The sequence below is a fragment of the Arthrobacter sp. Rue61a genome, from assembly GCF_000294695.2.
GTDB lineage: Bacteria > Actinomycetota > Actinomycetes > Actinomycetales > Micrococcaceae > Arthrobacter > Arthrobacter aurescens_A.
This window is the reverse complement of record NC_018531.1, coordinates 4,008,347-4,031,519: the sequence shown is the minus strand read 5'-3', so window position 1 is coordinate 4,031,519 and position 23,173 is coordinate 4,008,347. Positions and strand designations below refer to the sequence as shown.

The following is a 23,173-nucleotide window of genomic DNA, read 5'->3' as shown; positions in this document are numbered from 1 at the left end:
CTGCGAATCTCAGTGCTGTGCCGGCAGGATGTTCTGGTTCCCGCGGAACACGTTGTCGGGGTCGAATTCACGCTTCACCAAGGACAGCCGGCGGTAGTTCTGCTCGCCATAGGCCGCCATGATCCGGTCCTGGCCCTCGTCACCAATGAAGTTCAGCCACACGCCGCCCGTGGTGTGCGGGGCAATGTCCTGCCGGAACTGCTTGACCCAGGCTTTTGCCTCCTGCCCGCCCTCCCGGGTTTCGGACAGGCCGAACGGGTGGCTGACCCAGGCGGCGCCGCGGTGTTGCAACGGCGTGTTCGCGGCAGCCGGTCCGGCCACGGCTCCGCCCCATCGGGCCACCAACTGCTGCGAGTGTGGTCCAGGAAGGCGTTGCGCTGAGTCCACCAGGAGATCCAGGGCGTCGTCGCTGAGCTCGTTGTGATAGTCGGCGCTCCAGTAGTTGTAGAGGTCCGGTGGGTCGTCAATCATGCACTGGAAGTCGGCGTATCCCATGGGTGAGACCAGATCCACCGAGGGGCCGAGCTCTTTGAACGGTTTCGCGTGTTCTTCGCCGGCCTCAACATCGCCCGCGTAGATGTAGGCCATGCCGACGGCGAGCTTGCCCACCATTTCTTCGGGGACGAACTCTTCCGGCGGGGCGGTGAGGTACACCAGGGCTGTCCCCACGGCGTCGGGCGCTTCCAAAGCGAGCCCCCGGAAGGCGCGCGACAAATCCGCGGCATCTTCCCCGGGGAACAGCATGAGACCGGCCATCACGGTGGGTCCGAGGTCGTGCAGCTTGAACGTCAAGGAGGTAGCGACGCCGAAGTTTCCGCCGCCTCCGTGGAGGGCCCAAAAGAGCTCGGGGTTCTCACCCGGGCTGGCGGTCACCCTTTCGCCGGAGGCCGTGACCAGATCGACGGAGAGGAGGTTGTCGCAGGCGAATCCGTACGAGCGCTCCAGCCATCCTGAGCCCCCGCCCAGCGTGAAGCCCGAAACTCCCGTGGTGGACGCGCGCCCGCCGGTAACGGCAAGCCCGTGTTGCTGGGTTGCGCGGTCGAACTCACCCCACGTCAGTCCGGCGCCGGCAGTGGCGGTCTTCATCTCGGGGTCGATGCTGATCGACTTCATGGGGCGGACGTCAACCACCAGCCCGTCATCGTTGGTGGACATACCGGCCACCGAATGCCCTCCCGAGCGCACAGCGACGTCCAAATTATGGTTGTGCGCATAGCTCAGCGCCTCAGCAACCTCGCCGGGATCAGCGCATTTGGCGATGACAGCCGGCCTGCGGTCGATCATCGCGTTGAAGAGTTTTCGGGCGTCGTAGTAGTCCGGGCTGTCCGGCCGAATCCATTCCATGGGACGTTCCTTCGGATATGAAACTCTCCCCTAGAACAGGGTACGACCCCCGCGTCCCGGTGGACCATGGGTAACGCAAATTACGACGACGGCGGCGCACCACTTCCCGCCGAGCGCAGCCGCTACGAACGCAGCAGTCATATTTCGTTTGCGGTGGAACATGGAACACTGATCCGCAAATACGGAACTATGATGCATCTATGCCGCAAATACGAATTTCCGAGGCCGCACGCTTCCTTGGTGTCAGCGACGACACCGTGAGGCGATGGACGGAGAACGGAACGCTCACTGCCAGCAAGGACGCAGCGGGGCGACTCGCTGTGGACGGACTTGAGCTGGCAACACTTGCCCGCGACCAGTCCCATCTCCCGGACGATCCCTCACGGGCGGCAAGCTCGGCCCGCAACCGCTTCGTCGGCCTTGTCACCGGGATCACTGCGGACAAAGTCATGGCCCAAGTAGAGCTTCAGTGCGGCCCGTTCCGCGTGGTGTCGCTGATGAGCAGCGAAGCCGTCCGCGAGCTCGGCCTTGAACTTGGCTCGGTGGCCACAGCCGTGGTGAAGGCCACCACCGTCATCATCGAAACCCCGCAGGGAAAGAGCATCATATGAGCATCATCCCTAAGCCTGTCTTCGCAGTGCTGGTTGCCGGCGCCATGGCCGCAAGCCTGGCCGCAAGCCTGGCGGGCTGCGCCTCGGGCACCACAACTCCGTCCACGGGCTCCGGCAACCCGGAGTCCTCGGCGTCCGGAGAGATCACCGTTTTCGCCGCGGCATCCCTGAAATCCACTTTTACCCAGTTGGCCAAAGACTTCGAAGTCCAGCACCCGGGCAGCAAAGTAACTCTCAGCTTTGCAGGCTCCTCCGACTTGGTCACACAGATCGCCCAGGGTGCCCCTGCGGACGTCTTCGCTTCGGCCGACGGCAAGAACATGAACAAGCTCGCCGACCAGGACCTCGTGGACGGCACCGCAACCAACTTCGCCACCAACGTCCTGGAGATCGCCGTCCCACCCGGCAACCCGGCGTCGATCTCTTCCTTCGCGGACCTCGCCAAGCCCGGCGTCAAAGTGGTGACATGCGCCAGTCAGGTTCCCTGTGGCGCTGCAACAGAGGCTGTGGAGAAGGCCGCCGGGACAACGTTGAGCCCGGTCAGTGAGGAATCGTCAGTGACCGATGTCCTCGGCAAAGTCACCTCGGGCGAGGCCGACGCAGGTCTGGTGTATGTCACAGACGTCAAGAGCGCCGGCGACAAGGTCAAGGGCATACCTTTCCCGGAATCGGACGAGGCCGTCAACACTTACCCGATTGCCACGGTCGGCACCAGCAAGAACAAGGAACTCGCAGCCGCATTCATCTCAAACATCACCAGCGAAGCGGGCAAGAAGGTCCTCAGGGACGCCGGCTTCGGAACGCCGTAGCGCAGGGCACATGACCAAGCGCAGCGGCTACCACGGCATTCCGCGGTGGATTTATGTCATCGCCGCCGTGGGCGGACTTCTCATGGTGCTTCCCTTGGCGGCGATGCTGCTGCGGGTGAATTGGCCGCAATTCATTCCACTTATCACCTCGGAGTCGTCCCTCGCCGCGCTGGGGCTGAGTCTGAGGACTTCCGCGGCCAGCACTGTGCTGTGCGTCGTTCTGGGAGTTCCGTTGGCACTGGTGCTTGCCCGCGGTGAGTTCCCCGGACAAAGGCTCCTCCGCTCCTTCGTCCTGCTGCCGCTGGTGCTGCCGCCCGTCGTCGGCGGACTCGCTCTCCTGTACACGTTCGGGCGGCAGGGGCTCCTTGGAAAATCCCTTGAGCTGGCCGGGATCCAGATCGCGTTCTCCACCACCGCCGTGGTTCTGGCGCAGACTTTCGTAGCCCTGCCGTTCCTGGTGGTCAGTTTGGAAGGCGCCCTGCGATCGGCGGGAAGCAGGTACGCGGCTGTCGCGGCGACCCTCGGGGCGCGGCCCACCACCGTTCTTCGCCGCGTCACGCTCCCGCTGGTTCTGCCAGGGCTCGCGTCCGGCGCCGTGTTGTCCTTCGCACGCAGCCTGGGCGAGTTCGGCGCCACATTGACGTTCGCCGGCAGTTTGGAAGGCATCACCCGCACGCTTCCGCTCGAAATTTACCTGCAGCGCGAGACCGACGCCGATGCCGCAGTGGCCCTTTCCTTGGTGCTGGTGGCGGTGGCAGTTGCGGTGGTCGGGCTCAGCTACGGGCGTCGGCGAAGCAGCACCCCTGTGGAGGTGCAAGCGTGAGCTTTGAGCTGCAGGCCACCCTGCGTGCCAGGAACTTCGACATGTCCTTAAGCCTCGCTGACGGCGAAACTGTTGCCATCCTTGGACCCAATGGCGCCGGAAAGTCCACGTTGCTGGGCGTGATCGCGGGTCTGCTGCGGCCGGATGCGGGCTCGGCGCGAATCGGCGGCAGGCAATTATTCAGGCTCGACGACGGCACCCACCTTTGGAGCCCGCCCCACCTGCGGGGGACTGCACTTCTGGCGCAGGAAGCGCTCCTGTTTCCGCATCTGAATGCCTTGGACAACGTGGCTTTCGGGCCGCGCAGTGCGGGGGCGTCGAAGGCTGCCGCGCGGGAAACTGCCCAGCACTGGCTGGCCGAAGTCGATGCCCTGCCACTGGCCGACCGGAAGCCCACCCAGTTGTCCGGCGGGCAGGCCCAACGCGTGGCGGTGGCGCGTGCTTTGGCCGCTGAGCCCGAGCTCCTCCTCCTGGACGAGCCCATGGCCGCGCTGGACATTCACGCGGCGCCCTTGCTCCGCCGCGTCCTCAAGCGGGTCCTTCGAGGCCGAAAAGCCATCATCGTCACGCACGACATCCTGGACGCCTACATGCTTGCCGACCGCGTCATCGTGGTGGAGAAGGGGCGCATCGTGGAAGAAGGACCCACACGTGAGGTACTTGAACGGCCCCGAAGCCACTTTGCTGCGGGGCTCTCAGGACTCAACCTGGTCACCGGGACCGTTGCGCCTGAGGGAATTACGACGCCGGATGGACGGCTTTTCGCCGGGCAACACGATCCGGAGTGGTCACCCGTGCCCGGCCAGGCAGGCGTGGCCGCGTTCCCGCCGTCGAGCGTTTCCGTCTTCCTGGGCGACGTGCACGGAAGCCCGCGCAATTCCTTCCCGGTGACCGTCACGGACCTGGAGCCGCACGGTGACCAGATCCGCGTCCGCGCCCACGCGGGGCAATCCGCGCAGTCGTTGTCAGCCGACATTACGCCTGCGGCATCCGCGGACCTGGGCCTGGTGCCGGGCCTGGAAGTCAGGTTTGTGGTGAAGTCTGCGTTGGTGTCGGTCTACCCGGCCTAAGGCCAAGGGCTACTCCCGGTACATCCGCTCGGCGTACGACGGACCGTAGTAGGACTCAAGGTCTTCCAACGGGGTTTCGGGCTGTGTGTAGGTCTTGGACAGCATGGCGATGCTGGGCAAGCCGTCAGGGTCCCAGGTTTCCGGTTGCCACAGCCCGCTCCGCATGAAGGCTTTGCCGCAGTGGGTGAACACTTCGTCCACGGCAACTACTACAGCCGCGCGCGGCCGGTGCCCCTTGACTATCATGAGCTCAAAGAAGTCGGCGTCGCGGACGATTTGTGCCGTTCCGTTGATCCGGAGCGTATCCGTGCGGCCCGGCACTACGGACAGTATGCCGACGTTGGGGTTCTCCAAAATGTTGTGGAAGCCGAAGGCGAGTTTGTTGCCGGGGCGTTCGGGTATGGCAATGGTGTGCTCGTCCAGTACCTGTATAAAGCCGGCTGGGTCTCCCTTGGGTGAGGCGTCCACTCGACCTTGCGCGTCCGTCGTCGAGATCACGCAAAAGGGGCTGGCAGCCAACCATTGGCGGTCGAAATCGCTGAGCGAAGTGCGCACCTTTTGGCGCACGCGATCAAGGGGATGGCCAATCAGTGCTTCGAGTTCTTCCACGCTGGAGATGGGGTTCATGGCCCCAGCCTACGTGCCTTGATTTCGGTGGGCTCTGGACACGGGTTTCGCCGTGGGCAAACATGGAACTCAGTGGGCCGAAATCAAAGTTGAGCGTAGTAGACTCAACTTTGAAAGTATTGGTTCATCTCCAGAAAGGGAGCACTCTTTGGACGTCAAATTCACCACCAAAAGCCAGGAGGCCCTTTCTGCGGCCGCCATGAATGCCTCGACTGCTGGCAACCCCCAGCTCGAGCCCGCCCACCTCTTGAAAGCCCTCATGGACCAGCGTGAAGGCGTTGCCGTGGCACTGCTGCGAGCAACCGGGGCAGATCCTGATGCCGTGAGCGTGCAGGCCAGCTCTGCCATCAAAGCGCTGCCGTCGTCCTCGGGCAGCTCGGTCCAGCAGGCGCAGTTGTCCCGCCAATCCATGCAGGCCATTCAGGCAGCCCAGAACGAGGCCGACAAACTCGGCGACTCCTTCGTCTCCACCGAGCATCTGCTGCTGGGACTCTCGGCCGGAAGTGACGCCGTCGGGAAGTTAATGCGCGACGCCGGTGCCTCCCATGAGGCGCTTCTCGCCGCCCTGCCGGGTGTCCGGGGCGACAGGAACGTCAATTCCCCGGATCCGGAGAACACTTTCCAAGCCCTGGAGAAGTTCGGTACTGACCTCACTGCCGTGGCCCGTTCGGGCAAGCTGGACCCCGTCATCGGGCGCGACAGCGAGATCCGGCGCGTCGTCCAGGTCCTGAGCCGCCGCACCAAGAACAACCCCGTGCTGATCGGTGAGCCAGGCGTTGGAAAAACCGCCGTTGTAGAAGGCCTTGCCCAGCGCATGGTGGCCGGCGATGTCCCGGAGAGCCTGCGCGGCAAAACGCTGATCGCCTTGGACCTCGCGTCCATGGTGGCCGGTGCCAAGTACCGTGGCGAGTTTGAGGAACGCTTGAAGGCTGTCCTGGAGGAGATCAAGAACTCCAACGGCCAGATTGTGACGTTCATCGACGAAATCCACACGGTTGTGGGTGCAGGCGCCACGGGTGACAGTGCCATGGATGCAGGAAATATGCTCAAGCCGATGCTTGCCCGCGGTGAGCTGCGCTTGATTGGTGCCACCACCCTGGACGAGTACCGCGAGAACATCGAAAAAGACCCTGCCCTGGAGCGCCGCTTCCAGCAGGTCTATGTCGGGGAGCCCAGTGTCGAGGACACCATCGGCATCCTCCGCGGCCTGAAGGAGCGGTACGAGGCACACCACAAGGTAGCCATCGCCGACTCCGCTTTGGTCGCCGCCGCAACACTGTCCAACCGGTATATCTCGGGTCGCCAGCTTCCGGACAAGGCTATCGACCTCGTGGACGAGGCCGCCTCGCGGCTCCGCATGGAGATCGATTCCGCACCGGAAGAAATCGACCAGCTCCGCCGCGCCGTGGACCGTTTGACCATGGAGGAGCTGGCCCTCCAAGGGGAGACTGATCCTGCTTCGGTGGAACGGCTGGCTGCGCTCCGTGCGGACAAAGCCGATAAGAACGAGGAACTCAGTGCCTTGAACGCGCGCTGGGAAGCTGAGAAAGCCGGGCTCAACCGGGTGGGCGATCTCAAAGCGAAAATCGACGAGTTGCGCTCCGCCGCGGACAAGTCGCAACGCGAAGGCGACCTCGAATCGGCATCGCGCATTCTTTACGGCGAATTGCCGGCCCTGGAACGGGAGCTAAGTGCCGCTGCTGAAGAGGAGTCAGCCCGGAGCGATTCGAAACCGGAACTGATGGTTGCAGAGGACGTGACCGCGGACGACATCGCGGAAGTCATTTCAGCATGGACGGGGATCCCGGCCGGCCGCATGCTCCAAGGCGAGTCGCAGAAGCTGTTGCACATGGAAGAAGAGCTTGGAAAGCGCCTTATCGGCCAGACCAAAGCTGTCCAAGCTGTGTCTGACGCCGTGCGCCGTGCCCGTGCCGGAATCAGCGACCCCAACCGTCCCACAGGATCGTTCCTGTTCCTGGGGCCCACCGGCGTCGGTAAGACGGAGCTGGCCAAGGCCTTGGCGGACTTCCTCTTTGACGACGAACGCGCCATGATCCGGATCGATATGTCCGAGTACAGCGAGAAGCACTCGGTCGCCCGCCTTGTCGGTGCCCCTCCGGGATACGTGGGCTACGAGGAAGGCGGCCAGCTGACAGAGGCTGTCCGTCGCAGGCCCTACTCCGTAGTCCTGCTGGACGAGGTGGAGAAGGCCCACCCCGAGGTCTTCGATATCCTCCTGCAGGTTCTGGACGACGGCCGCCTCACCGACGGTCAGGGCCGCACAGTGGACTTCCGCAACACCATCCTTGTGCTGACGTCCAACTCCGGAAGCCAGTTCCTGGTGGACCAGTCGCTGGATGCAAGGGCCAAACGGGAAGCTGTTATGGCGGTGGTGCAGGCATCGTTCAAGCCCGAGTTCCTGAACCGCCTGGACGAGATCGTTCTCTTCGATCCGCTGTCCGTTGAGGAACTCGCCCGGATCGTGGAGCTGCACGTCGCCGAGCTGAGCAACCGCCTCCGGGATCGCCGCCTGAGCCTCGAGGTCACGGATGGAGCACGTGCCTGGCTGGCCATGTCCGGCTTCGATCCCGCCTACGGCGCACGACCCCTTCGCCGGCTGGTCCAGCGTGAGATCGGTGACCGTCTGGCCAAGGAGATCCTGGCCGGCGAAATCGTGGACGGCGATACCGTGCTGGTGGACGCCTCGGCTGACCTTGATGAGCTCACCATTGAAGGGCTGGAGGCGCTGGAAGGTCCCGACGGCGGCTTGCCGGTGGGCTCAGGGCTCACGGTTCGCCGGAAGTAGCGTTACTGGTTACTTCGCGAGGAGGTCTTCCGTGATGGTGTTCCCTGAATCCACCACGATGAAGCAATCAACGCGGCGGTCGCCCCGATCCCAGCTAGTGGTGCTCGGGTAAACGTTCTGCTGGAGCAGCACGTAGTTGTCGGACGCCGCGTTGAGCTTCACGTCCTTGCAAACCTCGCGCCCTTTGTCCCTCAGGGCGTTGGTGCCGGGAAAGGACTCGTCAGCACCGTACGTGTGGACGGCGCCCAGTTGGGCCGAGTGCTCGGTGTCGCAGGCCACGGCCCTGGCTTTTGAGGCGTTGGCATCAAAGTCGGCAAAGCAGTCGCCCACTTGGAAGTCCTTCGCCTCGGCGTCACGGGGCAGCGGACCGGCGGTGGGAGCTGCGCTGGGCGAGGATACAGCTGCTTCCGGGCGCGTACCCAGCAGGTTCAGCAGGACCCAAATCACAACGCCAATGAGAATGAGGACGCCAACCACGATTCCGCCGATAACCCAACGCTGTCGCTTGACCGGATCCCCATGAGGCTCAGGCTGCCCTTGGGTCGCAGGATCTCCCTGCGGCCCGGGCCGCCATTCCTGGCCCAGATAGGACTGCTGGCCCGGATAGGGCTGGTCGGGGTGCGGCTGTTGGCCCGAATAGGACTGGCCGGGGTACGGCTGCTGGCCGGCGTAAACGGGAGCCTCGGCGTTTTCCGGTGGGGCTGCGTCCGTGGGTGGCAATGCGGGGTCCGGCTGGTTTGCCGGGTCGGGAACAAAGTCAGGGTCCAGTTCGGGGGCGGGATCCGGTTGAAGGCCCGACGGCGGCGCCCAAGGAGCTGCTGGCGGTTGCTGGCCCGGTGCCGGTGCCGGTGGCGTCTTGGGCGCAGGAGGCGCTCCATCCTCGCCTTGTTCGCGTGGTGAACCATCACGGGGTGAAGTGTTGTCCTGGCTCATATTCCGGGGTGTGCCTTCCTGCTGTGGAGCCGCATTGAGGCAGACTCTACCCAATTTTCGCTTCTCTTGTAGGTGTATTGGCCTGCTTTCGACTGTAGTCGGCCCCGACGCGGGGTGGTGGTGGCGCGCAGGCACCTCCGAAAGCATGTAATCTAGACATACGACAAATTGACCAAACATTCCGGGGCCTCACCGATAGCCAAGGTGACCACCTCCGGTCCAAGTACAAAAGGGGGTCACGCCATGGGGCGCGGCCGTCAAAAGGCAAAAGCTACCAAGCAGGCTCGGGACATTAAGTACTACTCCCCGAACACTGACTATTCGGCACTTGAGCGGGAGCTCACGGGTCCGTCCAGTCGTGTAAAGAGCCACTTCCCCGACGATCCCCCGGAGCCGGACTATTCGGCCTACGAGGACAAATACGCGGAAGATGACGACGACGAGGTAGACACCCGTCGGATCGGATAGCTGTCGCAACCAACAGGTGCCTTTGGCGCTGAGTTGCGGACCGCCGTCGTACATCAAGGTCATCGCGCATTTCCGGATGCCGTATATCTTTTGAAAAAGGGCCTTCAGGCCACGCCATTCATTGGCGTACCCTGGGGGCCCTTTTTTGCGTAGGCTGGAGTTCGAGCGCATCGAAAGGGAAATCCATGCCGGAGGTCGAGAGATATCAGCAGGGAACACCGTGTTGGGTGGACCTGTCCTCCACCGACATTGAAGTTTCCAAAAAGTTCTACAGCGACCTTTTTGGTTGGGAGCTTGATGCCATGGACGCAGGAAATGGCATGACCTATTACATGGCCAAACTCCAGGGCCGATACGTCGCCGGGATGATGCAGCAGCTGCCCGATGCCCCGGCGGGCATGCCTTCCTATTGGGCGAACTACATTGCCGTTGATTCCGCCGATGAGGCCGCCCAGCGCGTGGAAGCCGCTGGGGGAACCCTCCTTTCCCCTCCTGAGTCGGTGCCAAACGGCAGCGGACGTATGTTCTTCGCCACAGATCCCACCGGTGCCCAGATTGGCTTCTGGGAGGCCGGCAACCATCCGGGATCAGGCTTGGTCAATGAGCCAGGAGCCATGATTTGGAACGAACTGCAGACGGACGACGTCCGGAAGGCCGTAGCGTTCTACGAGGCTGTGACGGGTTGCACCAGTGAGACCACGCCGGCCGGTGACCTGCAGGAGTACACGAGCCTGCTGGTGGATGGAAGACGCATCGCCGGTGCGCTCAAGTTGCCCATTGAAGGGCTGTCGCCGTTCTGGATGACGTACTTCAACGTGACGGACATTGATGCCACGGTGGAGCAGGCCGTCGAGTTGGGCTGCCACGTCATCGCCCCGGCATTCGATGTGCCGGGGGTTGGGCGAATGGGAGTTCTCATGGACCCGGCAGGCGCAGCATTCAGCATCATGACAGGACTCGCAGCATGACAGCGCGCAAGCACTACGCCAGCGGTGAGCCGTGCTGGGCGGACCTTCAGACAAGGGACGTCGCGGCGGCTAAAACCTTCTACGGACAAGTCTTCGGCTGGACTTTCAAGGACCTGCCTACGCCGGACGGACGCAGCTATGCCCAAGCCTTCGTCAAGGATCACCTGGTGGCTGTGATCGCCCCGCAGAACCCCATGCAGGAGGCCGCCGGAACCCGGGGCCAGTGGAACGTCTACATTTCGGCCACTGACACGGAGGAAATCGCGGAGGACGCGGTCCACGCGGGAGGGAAACTTCAGTTTGGTCCGGAGGCTGTCGCGGATACGGGTGTCTTGGCGTTCATCGAACCTCCGGGCGGCGGAACCACGGGTATCTGGCAGGCAGGAACTCATGTGGGCAGTCACTTGTTCAACGAGCCCGGCGCATTGGCCTGGGCGGAACTGTTGACGCCCGAGCCGCAAGCCGCCGTCGCGTTTTTCCAGCAGCTTTTCGGGCATGACGTGACCGAATATCCCCAGGACGACGGCGGCAGCTACAGCACGCTGATGGTCAAGGGCGACGAAGTGGCTGGCATCGTTCCTGCCGATGAGGGCGACGACGCCGGCTGGCAGATCTACTTCGGCGTCGCGGATCTGCGAAAGGCCGCGGACGCGGCAGTGGTCGCCGGGGGAGAGCTTCTGGTGGAACCGGAGGACAAGCCCGAAACAGGGTCCTTGGCCACCATTCAGGATCCGCAGGGCGGGGTCCTGAGCCTGATCCAGGTCTAGGAAGAGCAAAAGAGCGGCCGGGCAGTTTGTGACTGCCCGGCCGCTCTCTACAAAGCGGTACGCGCTTAGGCGTAGGCGTTCACCAAACGGACAGCGCCGCCGTCGACGCCCTTGGCACCCTGGACGTAGTCCGGGCCGGTCTTGTCGATCGAGTCGCTGTCTGCCGAGACGGTACCCATCACCCAGGACGGCAGGCCGCGGTCGTTGAGGCGGGCAACAGCTGCATCGGCTGCTTCGGCGGAAACAATGGCAACCATGCCCACGCCAAGGTTCAGTGTGCGCTCCAGGTCGGCCAGCGGAACGTTGCCCAGCTCAGAGACCAATTTGAAGATGGCGGGCAGTTCCCAGGTGTTGCGGTCAACCGTGGCCACGAGGCCCTGCGGGAGGACACGGGCCAGGTTGGCTGCCAGGCCGCCACCGGTGACGTGGCTGAAGCCATGAACTGCTGCGTCGCCCGTGACCGGGAAGGTGCGTGCGAGGTCCAAGCAGTCGGCTGCGTAAACGCGGGTGGGCTCCAGGAGTTCTTCACCCAGCGTGCGGCCGAGTTCGGAAACCTGGCGGTCCAGGGCCCAGCCGGCGTGGTTGATGACGCGGCGGACCAGGGAGTAGCCGTTGGAGTGCAGGCCGGAGGAAGCCATGCCGATGACGACGTCGCCTGCGCGGACGCGGTCCGGGCCGAGCAATGCGTCGGCTTCGACGATGCCTGTAGCGGCACCTGCGACGTCGTACTCGTGCTCACCCAGGAGACCCGGGTGCTCAGCGGTTTCGCCACCCACCAAGGCGGTGCCGGCGACGGAACACGCAGCAGCGATACCGCGGACGATGTCCGCGATGCGCTCCGGGACAACCTTGCCGCACGCGATGTAGTCCGTCATGTACAGGGGCTCAGCACCCACCACAACGATGTCGTCCACCACCATGCCAACCAGGTCGAAACCGATGGTGTCGTGGATGTCCATGGCCTGGGCGATAGCGACCTTGGTGCCAACGCCGTCCGTGGACGTTGCCAGCAGCGGCTTCTTGTAGGTAAGCAGCTTGGAGACGTCATACAGGCCAGCGAAACCGCCGACGCCGCCAATCACCGACGAGTTGTGGGTCGCCTTGATAGCGCCCTTCATGAGTTCGACTGCACGGTCTCCCGCTTCGACGTCGACACCCGCGGAGGCGTAGGTGATACCGGAGTTGTTCTCAGCGGCAGGGGTTGCGGAGGTCATACAGACTCTTTCTTGTCGGCGTCGGTCAAACGATCAGCGTCGGTAAGCAGGTTTTCGAATTCGGCGTCAGGCCCGGGATCGCAACCCGTGGCGCCCGGCTTCTCGGCAGGGTCCTCGGTGTCGTCCACGGACGTGTCTTCTGCAGCAGGCAAGCCGCCAAGGTCGGTGCGCTCCAGCAGGTTCTTGCCCAACTTGTCCGCGTGCGGCAGCTCGATGGGGTATTTGCCCGTGAAACAGGCGGTGCAGAGGCGTTCGCGCGGCTGCTGGGTAGCGCCGATCATGCCGTCCTCGGAGATGTAGGCCAGCGAGTCAGCGCCGATAGCCTGCGAGATCTCCTCGATGGTGGCGCCGTTGGCGATGAGTTCCGCGCGGGACGCGAAGTCGATGCCGTAGAAGCAGGGCCACTGAACCGGGGGAGATGAAATCTTGACGTGCACTGCTGCGGCACCGGCTTCACGGAGCATCCGAACGATGGCGCGCTGCGTGTTGCCACGGACGATCGAGTCATCAACTACAACAATGCGCTTGCCACGGATGACGGATTCCAGAGCGTTGAGCTTGAGCCGGATACCCAGCTGGCGCAGCGTCTGCGACGGCTGGATGAACGTGCGGCCCACGTACGCGTTCTTGACGAAGCCGTGTGCGAACGGGATGCCGGACTGCTCTGCGTATCCAACCGCCGCGGGGGTACCGGACTCGGGAACCGGAATCACGAGGTCTGCCTCATGCGTGTTTTCGCGGGCCAACTGGCGGCCCATCTCAACACGGGCCTCGTACACGGAGCGGCCGGCGATGGCAGCATCCGGGCGGGCGAGGTAGACGTACTCGAAGACACAGCCGGCGGGAGTCGCCTCGGCGAAGCGCTGCGAACGGACGCCGTCCTCATCGATGGCAATGAATTCGCCGGGCTCGATCTCGCGGATGAAGCTCGCGCCAACGGTAGCCAGGCCGGCTTGCTCTGAGGCGACAACCCAGCCGCGCTCCAGACGGCCAAGACACAGCGGGCGGATGCCGTACGTATCGCGGGCTGCGTAGAGGGTTCCTTCGTCCATGAAGACGAAGCAGAAGCCACCCTTGATCTTGGGCAGCAGCTCCAGAGCAGTCTGCTCCAGGGTCTTGCCCTCTTCGCCCTCAAGGAGAGCTGTCACCAGTGCGGTGTCCGAGGTGTTGCCCTGCTTCATTTCACCGGTCAGCTGGCCGTCGTTGCGCTCGAGGATCATTTCCCGGAGCTCAGCGGTGTTAGTCAGGTTGCCGTTGTGAGCCAAGGCAACCGTGCCGGTTGCTGTTGCACCCAGGGTTGGCTGCGCGTTGGCCCAGTGGCTTGCACCGGTGGTGGAATACCGGCAGTGGCCCACGGCCAGGTGCCCGGTAAGGGTGTTCAGGGTTGTCTCATCGAAGACTTGGGACACAAGGCCCATGTCCTTATAGACATTGATGCGCTTGCCGTCACTGGTAGCGATACCAGCCGATTCTTGTCCGCGGTGCTGCAGCGCATACAGCCCGTAATAGGTGAGTTTTGCTACTTCTTCACCGGGAGCCCAGACCCCAAAGACGCCACAAGCGTCCTGAGGGCCTTTTTCGCCGGGGAGAAGATCATGAGAAAGTTTTCCGTCGCCACGTGCCACTGGTCGATTGTCTCATGTTGTGGCCGTGGTACGTTCCCCCGCGGGCTATGTGACCCTGTGAACGGGCGCAGAATAGGCGTGTTCCCGCGAAAATGCGGCGTGTCTCACATTTGCTGCCCTGCGAAGAGGCGGGCCAAGCGCCTGACTTAGCGGACGTCGTCGTTCTCTGGTCCTTCATCCGGAACCGAGTCCGGAACGGGCTCCACTACGGCGCGCTGGGTGCGCTTGACGCTGAGGCGGTCCAGGATCAGGGCGAGGATGGAGAAAAGGATGACGCCGCCGCCGGCGCAGACAATCAGGAAGAATCCGAACACAGTGCCGGCATCAAACGCGGGGTCGGCCTGGCGCCCGTAGGCGATGATCGCGGCCACGATTGCACCAACCACGGCCCCCAAAATCATGAAGGGTACAAACTTGGGCGCCCGGCGAACGGTGATCTCGCGGCGGGCGGAGTTGGGGGTGGTGTCCTCTGAAGCCATGCCTTCAAGCGTACCGTTCTCCGCCGATGTGACAGTTAATGCCAATGTTCGTGGTGAACATTGGCATTAACTGGCAACTCGGCGGGGTGTGCTAGCTGCCGCGGTACGTCGAGAACGCGAACGGGCTCAGCAGGAGAGGCACGTGGTAGTGCTCGCCGGCGTCGGAAACTGTGAAGTTCAGGTCCACTTCCGGGAAGAACGTCTCGGTACCGAGGCCCTCGTAGTAAGCGCCCGTAGCGAAGTTCAAGCGGTAGGCGCCGCCCGGAATCCGTTCGGGGCCGAGCGTCTTGATACGGCCGTCGGCGTCGGTTTCGCCCTTCGCCACCAGGTTCCAGTCGTCGCCTTCGCGGACGTAAAGTACGACGGCGACACCCGCCGCCGGGCGTCCGGAACCGGTGTCCAGAATATGGGTTGTTACCTGTGAAACGCTCATGCGTTGACTCCTTCGCTGATCAGTCCGGAGAGACGCAACAGTGCGATCTCGCGGAGCTGGCCGGCCACGATCGTGTCTTCTTCTTCGGGGGTGTGGGTGATGCGTTCCTGGAGGGTGTTGAGGATTTCCTCGGCGCTGCGACCCGCAGCGCGAATCAGGAAGACCCTGCCGAACTTCTCCTCGTAGGCGCGGTTGCCCTCGGCGAGTGCGGCTGTGGTGTGGTTGTCGCCTGGGTCCACGCCGGCCTGTTCCGAGCGCGACATCGCGGCCTCGGTGGTCTGCGCCTTGGGGCGTTCGCCGATCCTGGGGTGGTGGGCCATGGCTGACTCCACCTCGGCCGCGGTGAAGGGCTCGGCGGCGCGCTGCGCTTGCCCTAGCAGTTCGTCGACGCTGGCGTACGGACGCGCGTCAACGATTGCTTCCACCCAGCGGCTGATATCCAGGCAAGGGGTCAGCGTCTTGATGGCCTGGTCCCGTTCAACACTGTTGAATACTGCAAGCTCCATGCTTGTGTCATCCTCATGCAAAATGCTGGCATCCATGGTGTGGGCTATGCGGAACTCCTGCTGGTACAGGAGGAAGCCCGTGCTTCAAGCTTCCGCATCATGGAACTGTTATTTCAGCATACGTAATTCAGTTAAGCCGAGTGGGCGGGCTGGTGTCAAGAGCCTACAGCGCTGTGACGGCGCGTTCGAGCCGTGAGGTAGAGGCGATGCGCCGTGATTACCAACGCCAGCCAGGCGATGCCAATAGCCCAGGCTGCCAAGACATCCGTCAGCCAATGGTGGCCCAGGTAGACCCGGCTGAGGCCCATCGTGAAAGCGAAAGCCGCGGCCAGGAGCACCGTGATAACCCTCGCCTTGGTGGTCTTGAGCCTCAGGATGATCAGGTAGGCCACGATGCCGGCTATCACCAGGGAGTTCAAAGAGTGGCCGCTGGGGAATGATGCGGAGTGCTCGTAAGGAGGAATTGCGTCCGCGATGTCCGGGCGGCTGCGGCCGAAGATCGGCTTGCCCAAGACGGTGATGATCAAGGATCCCAGACCTGCTGCGAGCATTAGGATGACAGGAGTCCATGACCTCCTTTTGGTGGCCAGGAAAATCATGATGCCCACGGCGATGAGGGGCATGCCCACGGTGCCGCCAATATTCGTGTAGGCGGTGGTTGCCGCGTCCAAAGCGGGAGAGCGCACCGTCTTGGCCGCCGCCAGCACGGGATCATCCAATCCGGCCACGCCGTCGGCTTCCGTCACGGACTCGTAGACCTCACCAAACACCAGGGCCAGGGACAGGGCAACGGCAAGTCCCACAATAAGGGTGATGATCAGGGCTGCATACGGCCCGAGCAGGGACGTGACTTTTTCGGCGCCTCCGGCCAGCACCCGGCCGGCAGGGGACTTCCAGCGCGTCAGGTCCTGCCCGGCGACGAAACGGTCCTGGCTTACCTCGCCCCTGACGCCTTGCTCCGGCGCCTCTTTTCCTTCAGTCGTCACTCGCGTCCCCTATCCGTGGCGGCCTCAGTATTGGTGAGTAACCTTAGCAGTTGGGGCTTGGGGGTTCCTGGGCTTTGCTGGCATCAGGGCAGTGATTCGCCCACTTTCACCAGCAGTGTCTGTTCCTGCTTGAGCTCCGCGCCGGTGTCGCGGAGCGGGCGGAGCTGTGGAACCGACCGACCCGTCGCGGGGTCCACCAAGGTTGAGTGCGCTTCGTCGGGACCGAAGGCGTTACGTTCGCCCCACTGCCGGAGACTGAGGATGAGGGTGAAGAGGTCCCGTCCCGCGCTTGTTAGCTCGTACTCGGTTCGAGTGCCCCGGTCATTGGGGATCCGAGTGAGGACGCCCCTGTCTACCAGGAGGCGCAGGCGGTCCGAAAGGATGTTCTTCGCCGCGCCCAGCGATCTCTCAAATTCTGAGAAGCGACGCTTGCCGTCCAGTGAATCCCGGATGATCAGCAGGATCCATTTGTCGCCCACAAGGTCGGCCGCCCGGGCTACCGGGCATTCGGGATCGGTCCACTCGATACTACTTGGTTGCAACATGAAACCATTCTGCCATAGTCTCAAATGGTTGCATATCGAAACCAAAATAATGGAGAAGGTGCCATGAGCAGTGACCAACTGACGAAATCCACGCAAGGAATCAGCCGTACCCTGGTGCTGTTCCTCGCGGGCGTCGCAGGATTCATGGTGTCGAACATCTACTACGGCCAGCCACTCTTGGAGCGCATCAGCGCCGACATGGATATCTCCGTGGCGAGCATCGGCTGGATCGTGGCGTCATCCCAAGCCGGATATCTCCTGGGGCTTGTTCTCCTGGTGCCATTGGGGGACATGGTGGACCGTCGCAAACTCATCACAGTCCAAGTGGCTGCCAGCGCAGTCGGCGCCTTTGCCGTAACCCTTGCTTCATCCCAAACAGCCTTGCTGCTCGCCTTCGCGCTCCTGGGCCTGGCCTCATCCGTAGTGCAGACCATCGTCGCGTACACCGCCGCATCCAGTAGCCCCGACCAAAGGGGCGGAAGCATCGGTACTGTTACTGCCGGCGTCGTAAGTGGCCTCATCCTTGCACGGACCGTAGCTGGCGGCATGACGGAGTTATGGGGGTGGAGGTCGGTTTACGTGTTCGCGGCGGCGGCCGGGGCGGTCCTCGCCGTCGCCGTCTTCCGCGCCCTGCCGCCGGACAGCTGCGCCCGCGGCGAAGTGCGCTACTGGCAGGCTGTCACGTCGGTTGTTGTCCTGACCCGCCGCAACCCTGTATTCCGGACCCGTGCGCTCATCACCATGCTCCTGTTCGGGTCCTTTGGAGTGCTGTGGAGCGGTATGTCGTTGCTGCTCAGCGGGCCCGCGTGGAACCTACCGCCGGGCATTGTTGGGCTCTTCGGGCTGGCTGGCCTTGTGGGAATACTGGCTGCGTCCAAAGCTGGTGCTGCGGCAGACCGCGGATGGGGACAACGGGTCACGGGTTTCAGCTTGGTGGCGCTCCTGGGCTCGTGGCTCACGCTGTCCCTGGGGAACTGGTCATTGCTCTGGTTCATCGCCGGCATCATCGTGCTCGACGCCGCTGTGCAGGCCGTTCATGTCAGCAGTCAAACCATGATCGTGGCGGGCGCTGAAGAGTCCGCCAGCAGCATCATTGGCAGCTACATGGTGTTCTACTCGGTGGGCAGTGCGCTGGGCGCCGCCGCCGTTGCCCCGGTGTTCGATGTCTGGGGATGGACCGGGGCCAGCGTTCTTGGGGCAGGATTCGCGCTGCTTGCGCTCGCGGTTTGGGGAACGGACCGGCTGAGGCGCCACAGCAAGCATGCTGGGGGTGTTGGTTAGCTCCGCACAGCGGGCTGGGGCAGAATGACCTCAAGCAGCTGAAGGAGTTCGCACATGCCAGACATTCTGACGTCCAGGTTCCTGTTCGGTCCCGGCCCGAGCAATTGCTACCCCGAAGCCATGTCCGCCCTGGCCTATCCCGTGCTCGGCCACCTGGATCCGGTGTTCATTGAACGGCTCGACCATACCTGCGAAGGCCTCCGGACTGTGTGGGGTACGTCCAATGCGCGGACTCTTCCGCTGAGTGCCACGGGCTCCGGCGGCATGGAAGCGGCTTTCGTGAATACCGTGTCCGACGGCGACGTGGCAGTGATCGCTGTCAACGGACTTTTTGGGGCGCGAATGTGCGAGGTGGCCCGGCGATGCGGGGCAACGGTTGTCCGCGTTGATCATGAATGGGGACAGCCCGTAGACGCTGACCGCGTACTCTCGGCACACCCTCATCCGAAGGTGATCGCTGCCGTTCATGCCGAGACTTCCGTGGGCGTGCTCTCCGACATCGCTGCGCTCGGTGCCGGCAAGGGCGACGCGCTGTTGATTACTGACGCCGTCACGTCCATCGGCGGTTTGGAGCTCCGGGCAGACGACTGGGGGATCGACGTCGGATACGCCGGAACGCAGAAATGCCTGGGTGTGCCGCCAGGATTGTCGCCGTTCACGGTGTCCGACCGCGCCTTTGAGCGCCGGGTCAAGGATCCGCGCTCCTGGTATCTCGATATCGGGCTGCTCGGCGGGTACGTCGGCGCGGCCAGCGGTGCCCGGACGTATCACCACACTGCGCCCGTCACCATGATTGCCGGCCTTGAAGCAGCCCTGGACCGCATCCTGGCCGAGGGGCTGGACGTTGTTCAGGCCCGGCATCGCGCTGCTGGTGCGGCCTTGCAGGAAGGGCTGCAGGACATGGGGCTGGAACTGTTCGCCGCCGAGGGTTCCCGGTTGCCGAGCCTCACCACGGTCAAAGTGCCCGACGGCGTCAACTCGGCTGCCGTCCGCGCTTACCTTCTGGAAAACTTCAGTATGGAAATCGGCTCGGGTGTCGGTGAGTTCGCGGACACTGTGTGGCGCATCGGAATGATGGGCCCGAACGCGAACAGCGCTTCCGTGACCCTGGTGCTGGGCGCCCTGAAAGAGGCCATCGCCAAAGCCTGACGCTCTCTCACATCCCGCGTGTTTGGGTGGGACGCTCTCTCATGTCCAACGTGTTTGGGTGGGACGCTCTCTCACGTCCCGCGTGCTTGAGCGGCACGCTCTCTCACATCCCGCGTGCTTGGGCGCGACGCTCTCTCATGTCCCGCGTGTTTGGGTGGGACGCTCTCTCATGTCCCGCGTGCTTGGTCAGCTGGCCGGGATTTCCTTCGGGTCGCAGCTCGCGGACTTAACTGGAACTGTGACGTCGAGGTAGGCGGGGAACTTTGATCGGACGCTCACCGTGGCGCCCACGGCATCAGTGCTCCGTGTGACCACCCACCCTCCGGGAACAGGATCGGTTCCGTCGAAGGCAGGAAATCCGTGCTTTTCGAGGACAGGATCGGCCGCAGCGAAGAGATCCTCAAAGTTTCTGGATGGATCCACGATGTCCGCGCTGCTTTTCATGCTTTGCGGGGAGAGCATGCATCTTCCGTCTCCGGCGAGGCTCATGCTTGCCGGGCCGTCGACGGACCAGATGATGTCCGGCATCTTCGTTTCCAAGGCGGCGACAAGTTCCTTGGTCAGAGCGTCGTACCTGGCGATGCTCTCAGGGACAGGAGCAGGTTCGGAAGTAATGGGAGGCGCCTTGCTGGGTTCCCGTGTGCTTTCGCCGGGGGCGCTGCACCCGGCAGCACCAACAGATCCCATGACGAGGGCAACGGCCACCGCGAACGGGCGCGCTGATGTTCGAAGCATGCAGCGGTTCATTTCTTCCCCGGTTTCATTTAGTGCTCGACGGCGGATCTCACCGAATGCTGTCACGCTGCGTTGCGCTCGGCGATGGGGAGAACAACCCTTTGCAGATGAGAGAGGGTTGCGGTCAAGCGCGCGGGAGGTGAGAGAGGGTTGGCCGGAAGGGCGCGGGAGGTGAGAGAGGGTTGCGGTCAAGGGCGCGGGAGGTGAGAGAGGGTTGCGGTCAAGCGCGGGGAGGTGAGAGAGGGTTGCGGTCAAGCGCGCGGGAGGTGAGAGAGGGTTAGGTGTCGCGGGTCAGGATCCAGGTGTTGGTGCCGTCCTGACGCTCGAAAGTCACTGTGGTCACCAAAGCCTCGATCAGTGCCAGCCCGCGGCCGGACTCTGCGTCCGAGTCCGGCATGGAGGCCTGCATGTCATTGGCAAATGGTTCGCGGGCGTTGAACGCACTGACCCGTGCCACCAGTCGGGTAGGACGGACGCTGATGTCGACGTCGATCTCCACAGGTTTCTCCGCCACGGGAAGCGCGTGCTGCACGATGTTCGCGGCTGCCTCGATGACGGCCGTAGCGAAGGTCATCCGATCCATGTCCGGCACGAAGGAGGCGTCGTCCCACAGGGCGTCCAGCTCGTTGTGGATGGCCTCGATAGCTTCCTCGTTGGACGGCCCATGGAAGCCCCGGCTGGCGATGACCTCAGTCATCGCCGAACGCAGCTTCTGCGGTGGGGTACGCCGTGAGTACCCTGTCCATGTTGGTCAGTTCCAGAACCATCTTGACCTGCGGCTGGACCCCGGCGATCCGGAGGTCGCCGCCTGCCTGCCGTGCGGCCTTGAGGCAACCGATCAGGGCGCCAAGCCCGGAGGAATCCATGAAGTCGGTTTCTGCCAGATTCACCACCACACGGCTGGAGCCACCGGCAACAACCTCGGCCACTACTTCGCGCAGCTTGGGAGCGGCCACCATGTTCAGCCGGCCCACGCCCTTCACCTCCGCGTAGGAGTCGTTGACCTCATAGCTAAACTGCATCTGCATTCCTCTCCTCGGGGCGCTCCGGCCCGACAACTTCGGGCACGAAACCTTTGTACAAAACTGCCTTGACCAGCACGCTCAGGACCACAAGGTCGAATGCAACCCACGCTACGTTTACCAGTGTGCCTAAGGGCTCGGACATTCCGGCGAGTAGCCGAATAAGGCCAACAATCAGCGCCACTGCCAGCAAGACGGCCACGATGATCTGTGGCCGGATCAGGCTCCAGCTGGGTCCGCCGCTTTGCCGTGCCTTGGGGGTGACCGCAAACCCGAGGGGACGTCCGAACCAAACGTTCCGTGCCGCCGTCGTGCAGGCCTTGATCCACGTGGGGAACAGGGCAAGGCTGTACTGCTGTCCGCGCCAGGTGGGAATCCCATGCCCGGCCACCAGGAACAGCAGTTGGTTGACCACCATGAACGGGATGAAGCGGATGAAGAAGTCGGAGCTGATGCTGTTGACCGGCAGGATGCCGAGCGTCAGGTAGATGATGGGCGCCGCGAAATAGACCACGGCAGCGAAGCCGCTCAGGTACGTCCACATCGTGGAGAAGTACATGAGCCGTTGGCCCCACGTGAGCCGGCGCTGGACCAACGGGTTCTCGCGGAGGAGGACCTGCATGGTGCCCTGGGCCCAGCGGAGGCGCTGGGTCAGCATGGTTTTGACGTCCTCCGGAGCCAGCCCGTTAGCGAGGATTTCGTGGTGGTACACGCTCTTCCAACCCAGGCCGTGCAGGCGCATCGCGGTGGCCATGTCCTCGGTGACGGAGATGGTGGCCAGCGGCATGATTGGCTGGGCCTCGTCGGTGCGTTCCACCGAGATGGCGTCCAGGACAGCGTGAACCGACTCGAGCGCACCCAGCGGGGACCAGTCGCGTCCGGACATGCGGTCGACGGCGTCAGTCGCCACAGTTGTCACGCCCGACTCGCCGACGTGGGCGAGTTCCATGGCAGCGATCTCTTCGAGGTCCGATTGGAGTGCTGAGAAGTCGGCGGCCACCAGGGTGCGAACGGCGTCGTCCACTTGGCGGCGGACCCGGTACGTGATTTCGCTGAGGGATGCCCCGGCTTCGAGTTCCTTCTGCGCTGATTCCGTGGCGGCTTCCACCTCGTTCAGCATCTGCTCCACGAGGGGGTTCTCGGCCTCGGGTGATCGCCGTGCCTTCTTAATGGCGGTGCGCGAGGCAGCGAGGGCTCGCCGGACGCTCTTCTCGGTGGCTTTGACGTAGCCCACAAGGCCCAGCTGCATGAGGGCTTCCCGTCGGAGAATCGCATTGGACCCGCAGAAGAATGCAGCGTTCCAGCCGTCCTTGCCCTGCTGGATGGGGCCGTAGAACAGGGGAGCCTGGCTGCCGAGGGGGTCGTCGGCGGGGACGTTGATGAAGTACTGCGGGGTCTGGACCAACGCCACCTTGTCGTCGTTGAAGTAACCCAACGTCTTGTCCAGGATGTCCGGCTCGGGGATCTGGTCGGCGTCGAGAATCAACAGGTACTCGCCGGAGGTGAGCATGAGCGCGTTGTTCAGGTTGCCGGCCTTGGCGTGCCGCGGCATGTCCGGTGTCCAGTCCGCGCCGCGCGTGACGTAGCCAATCCCGTTCGATTCGGCGAGTTCGCGCATCTCGGGGCGATCGCCGTCGTCGAGGATCCAGGTACTGTGCGGCCAGCGGATCTCCTTGGCCGCCAAGGCCGTAGTCATCACCAGGTCCAACGGCTCGTTGTAGGTGGTGATGAAGACGTCCACCGTTGCGTCGGCTGGGGGAGGGGGTGGCGGTTTCCGGAATTTGATGTTCCACACGGTCAGGCCGAACAACATGACATCGATCAGGCTGTACGTCTCGGCAATCACCAATGGAACAGCGATCCACCACGCTTCCCAGTTCAGCGAGGCCATCCAACGCCACGCTACGTAGTTGACGCCCAAAATGACCGTCAGCACCACGATCAGCCGGGTCCAGAAACGTGTCACAAATCC

General features: G+C 63.4%; 24 protein-coding genes. 10 read left to right on the top strand and 14 right to left on the bottom strand.

Annotated elements, in window-relative coordinates:
- Positions 1-9: 9 nt before the first annotated feature.
- Positions 10-1,344: an FAD-binding oxidoreductase gene (locus ARUE_RS18320; RefSeq protein WP_014922818.1), complete on the bottom strand. Its 1,335-nt coding sequence runs from the start codon at positions 1,342-1,344 to the stop codon at positions 10-12.
- Between the two features lie 200 nt (positions 1,345-1,544).
- On the opposite strand from ARUE_RS18320, the gene ARUE_RS18315 reads away from it, so the two are divergent.
- Genes ARUE_RS18315 through ARUE_RS18300 form a run of 4 tightly spaced genes read left to right on the top strand, consistent with a single transcriptional unit; the run spans position 1,545 to position 4,657 of the window.
- A complete protein-coding gene (locus ARUE_RS18315) occupies positions 1,545-1,955 on the top strand; it encodes a TOBE domain-containing protein (protein WP_011776155.1) in 411 nt (136 codons plus the stop codon).
- A complete protein-coding gene (gene modA, locus ARUE_RS18310; protein WP_014922817.1) occupies positions 1,952-2,764 on the top strand; it encodes a molybdate ABC transporter substrate-binding protein in 813 nt (270 codons plus the stop codon). The genes ARUE_RS18315 and modA overlap by 4 nt, the downstream gene beginning before the upstream one ends.
- A 10-nt stretch (positions 2,765-2,774) precedes the next feature.
- Positions 2,775-3,587 (top strand): ABC transporter permease, encoded by an 813-nt coding sequence (locus ARUE_RS18305; protein ID WP_014922816.1) that lies wholly within the window; start codon positions 2,775-2,777, stop codon positions 3,585-3,587.
- A complete protein-coding gene (locus tag ARUE_RS18300) occupies positions 3,584-4,657 on the top strand; it encodes a sulfate/molybdate ABC transporter ATP-binding protein (protein WP_014922815.1) in 1,074 nt (357 codons plus the stop codon). Before ARUE_RS18305 ends, ARUE_RS18300 begins: the two co-directional genes overlap by 4 nt.
- A 9-nt stretch (positions 4,658-4,666) precedes the next feature.
- On the opposite strand, the gene ARUE_RS18295 is transcribed toward ARUE_RS18300, so the two are convergent.
- Positions 4,667-5,284, bottom strand: a complete 618-nt coding sequence (locus ARUE_RS18295) for a pyridoxamine 5'-phosphate oxidase family protein (protein WP_014922814.1) — start codon at positions 5,282-5,284, stop codon at positions 4,667-4,669.
- A gap of 148 nt (positions 5,285-5,432) precedes the next feature.
- Here ARUE_RS18295 and clpB point away from each other — a divergent pair, with 148 nt between their 5' ends.
- Entirely contained in the window at positions 5,433-8,090 is a 2,658-nt protein-coding gene (clpB, locus tag ARUE_RS18290; RefSeq protein WP_014922813.1) for an ATP-dependent chaperone ClpB, read from the top strand.
- Positions 8,091-8,099: 9 nt separating this feature from the next.
- On the opposite strand, the gene ARUE_RS18285 is transcribed toward clpB, so the two are convergent.
- The gene (locus tag ARUE_RS18285) at positions 8,100-9,023 is read right to left on the bottom strand and encodes a septum formation family protein (RefSeq protein ID WP_286139807.1); all 924 of its coding nucleotides are present in this window, start codon (positions 9,021-9,023) and stop codon (positions 8,100-8,102) included.
- Positions 9,024-9,266: 243 nt separating this feature from the next.
- Here ARUE_RS18285 and ARUE_RS18280 point away from each other — a divergent pair, with 243 nt between their 5' ends.
- The 3 genes from ARUE_RS18280 to ARUE_RS18270 all read left to right on the top strand — a co-directional run bounded on the left by ARUE_RS18280 (position 9,267) and on the right by ARUE_RS18270 (position 11,226).
- Positions 9,267-9,491 carry a DUF3073 domain-containing protein gene (locus ARUE_RS18280; protein ID WP_011776148.1) on the top strand — a complete coding sequence of 75 codons (225 nt, stop codon included), beginning with the start codon at positions 9,267-9,269 and terminating at the stop codon, positions 9,489-9,491.
- A 185-nt stretch (positions 9,492-9,676) separates the two neighbouring features.
- A complete protein-coding gene (locus ARUE_RS18275; RefSeq protein WP_011776147.1) occupies positions 9,677-10,459 on the top strand; it encodes a VOC family protein in 783 nt (260 codons plus the stop codon).
- A complete protein-coding gene (locus tag ARUE_RS18270) occupies positions 10,456-11,226 on the top strand; it encodes a VOC family protein (protein WP_011776146.1) in 771 nt (256 codons plus the stop codon). The genes ARUE_RS18275 and ARUE_RS18270 overlap by 4 nt, the downstream gene beginning before the upstream one ends.
- Before the next feature lie 65 nt (positions 11,227-11,291).
- On the opposite strand, the gene purM is transcribed toward ARUE_RS18270, so the two are convergent.
- The 7 genes from purM to ARUE_RS18235 all read right to left on the bottom strand — a co-directional run bounded on the left by purM (position 11,292) and on the right by ARUE_RS18235 (position 17,014).
- Positions 11,292-12,440, bottom strand: coding sequence for a phosphoribosylformylglycinamidine cyclo-ligase (gene purM, locus ARUE_RS18265; protein WP_014922810.1), 1,149 nt, complete (start codon positions 12,438-12,440; stop codon positions 11,292-11,294).
- Positions 12,437-14,065, bottom strand: a complete 1,629-nt coding sequence (gene purF, locus ARUE_RS18260) for an amidophosphoribosyltransferase (RefSeq protein ID WP_011776144.1) — start codon at positions 14,063-14,065, stop codon at positions 12,437-12,439. The genes purM and purF overlap by 4 nt, the downstream gene beginning before the upstream one ends.
- Positions 14,066-14,211: 146 nt before the next feature.
- The gene (locus tag ARUE_RS18255) at positions 14,212-14,544 is read right to left on the bottom strand and encodes a hypothetical protein (protein ID WP_014922809.1); all 333 of its coding nucleotides are present in this window, start codon (positions 14,542-14,544) and stop codon (positions 14,212-14,214) included.
- 91 nt (positions 14,545-14,635) lie between these two features.
- Positions 14,636-14,977, bottom strand: coding sequence for a hydroxyisourate hydrolase (uraH, locus tag ARUE_RS18250; RefSeq protein ID WP_014922808.1), 342 nt, complete (start codon positions 14,975-14,977; stop codon positions 14,636-14,638).
- Positions 14,974-15,483 carry a 2-oxo-4-hydroxy-4-carboxy-5-ureidoimidazoline decarboxylase gene (uraD, locus tag ARUE_RS18245; protein ID WP_043471507.1) on the bottom strand — a complete coding sequence of 170 codons (510 nt, stop codon included), beginning with the start codon at positions 15,481-15,483 and terminating at the stop codon, positions 14,974-14,976. The genes uraH and uraD overlap by 4 nt, the downstream gene beginning before the upstream one ends.
- A 155-nt stretch (positions 15,484-15,638) precedes the next feature.
- Positions 15,639-16,469: a phosphatase PAP2 family protein gene (locus ARUE_RS18240; RefSeq protein WP_014922807.1), complete on the bottom strand. Its 831-nt coding sequence runs from the start codon at positions 16,467-16,469 to the stop codon at positions 15,639-15,641.
- An 83-nt stretch (positions 16,470-16,552) separates the two neighbouring features.
- Complete coding sequence (locus ARUE_RS18235; protein WP_011776139.1) at positions 16,553-17,014, bottom strand: winged helix-turn-helix transcriptional regulator; 462 nt, start codon at positions 17,012-17,014, stop codon at positions 16,553-16,555.
- A 63-nt stretch (positions 17,015-17,077) separates the two neighbouring features.
- Between ARUE_RS18235 and ARUE_RS18230 the strand changes: the two genes are divergently transcribed.
- Positions 17,078-18,295 (top strand): MFS transporter, encoded by a 1,218-nt coding sequence (locus ARUE_RS18230; RefSeq protein ID WP_051025024.1) that lies wholly within the window; start codon positions 17,078-17,080, stop codon positions 18,293-18,295.
- Positions 18,296-18,349: 54 nt separating this feature from the next.
- A complete protein-coding gene (locus ARUE_RS18225; protein ID WP_014922805.1) occupies positions 18,350-19,444 on the top strand; it encodes a pyridoxal-phosphate-dependent aminotransferase family protein in 1,095 nt (364 codons plus the stop codon).
- Positions 19,445-19,630: 186 nt separating this feature from the next.
- Here the strand turns inward: ARUE_RS18225 and ARUE_RS18220 are convergent, their stop codons facing one another.
- From ARUE_RS18220 to ARUE_RS18205, 4 genes are all read right to left on the bottom strand, one after another.
- Positions 19,631-20,179 carry a hypothetical protein gene (locus ARUE_RS18220; protein ID WP_286139805.1) on the bottom strand — a complete coding sequence of 183 codons (549 nt, stop codon included), beginning with the start codon at positions 20,177-20,179 and terminating at the stop codon, positions 19,631-19,633.
- 277 nt (positions 20,180-20,456) lie between these two features.
- On the bottom strand, positions 20,457-20,876 hold the full coding sequence (locus ARUE_RS18215; protein WP_014922803.1) for an ATP-binding protein: 420 nt from the start codon (positions 20,874-20,876) through the stop codon (positions 20,457-20,459).
- Entirely contained in the window at positions 20,869-21,201 is a 333-nt protein-coding gene (locus ARUE_RS18210) for an STAS domain-containing protein (RefSeq protein WP_014922802.1), read from the bottom strand. Before ARUE_RS18210 ends, ARUE_RS18215 begins: the two co-directional genes overlap by 8 nt.
- Entirely contained in the window at positions 21,191-23,167 is a 1,977-nt protein-coding gene (locus tag ARUE_RS18205; protein WP_014922801.1) for a glycosyltransferase family 2 protein, read from the bottom strand. The genes ARUE_RS18210 and ARUE_RS18205 overlap by 11 nt, the downstream gene beginning before the upstream one ends.
- Positions 23,168-23,173: the final 6 nt, after the last annotated feature.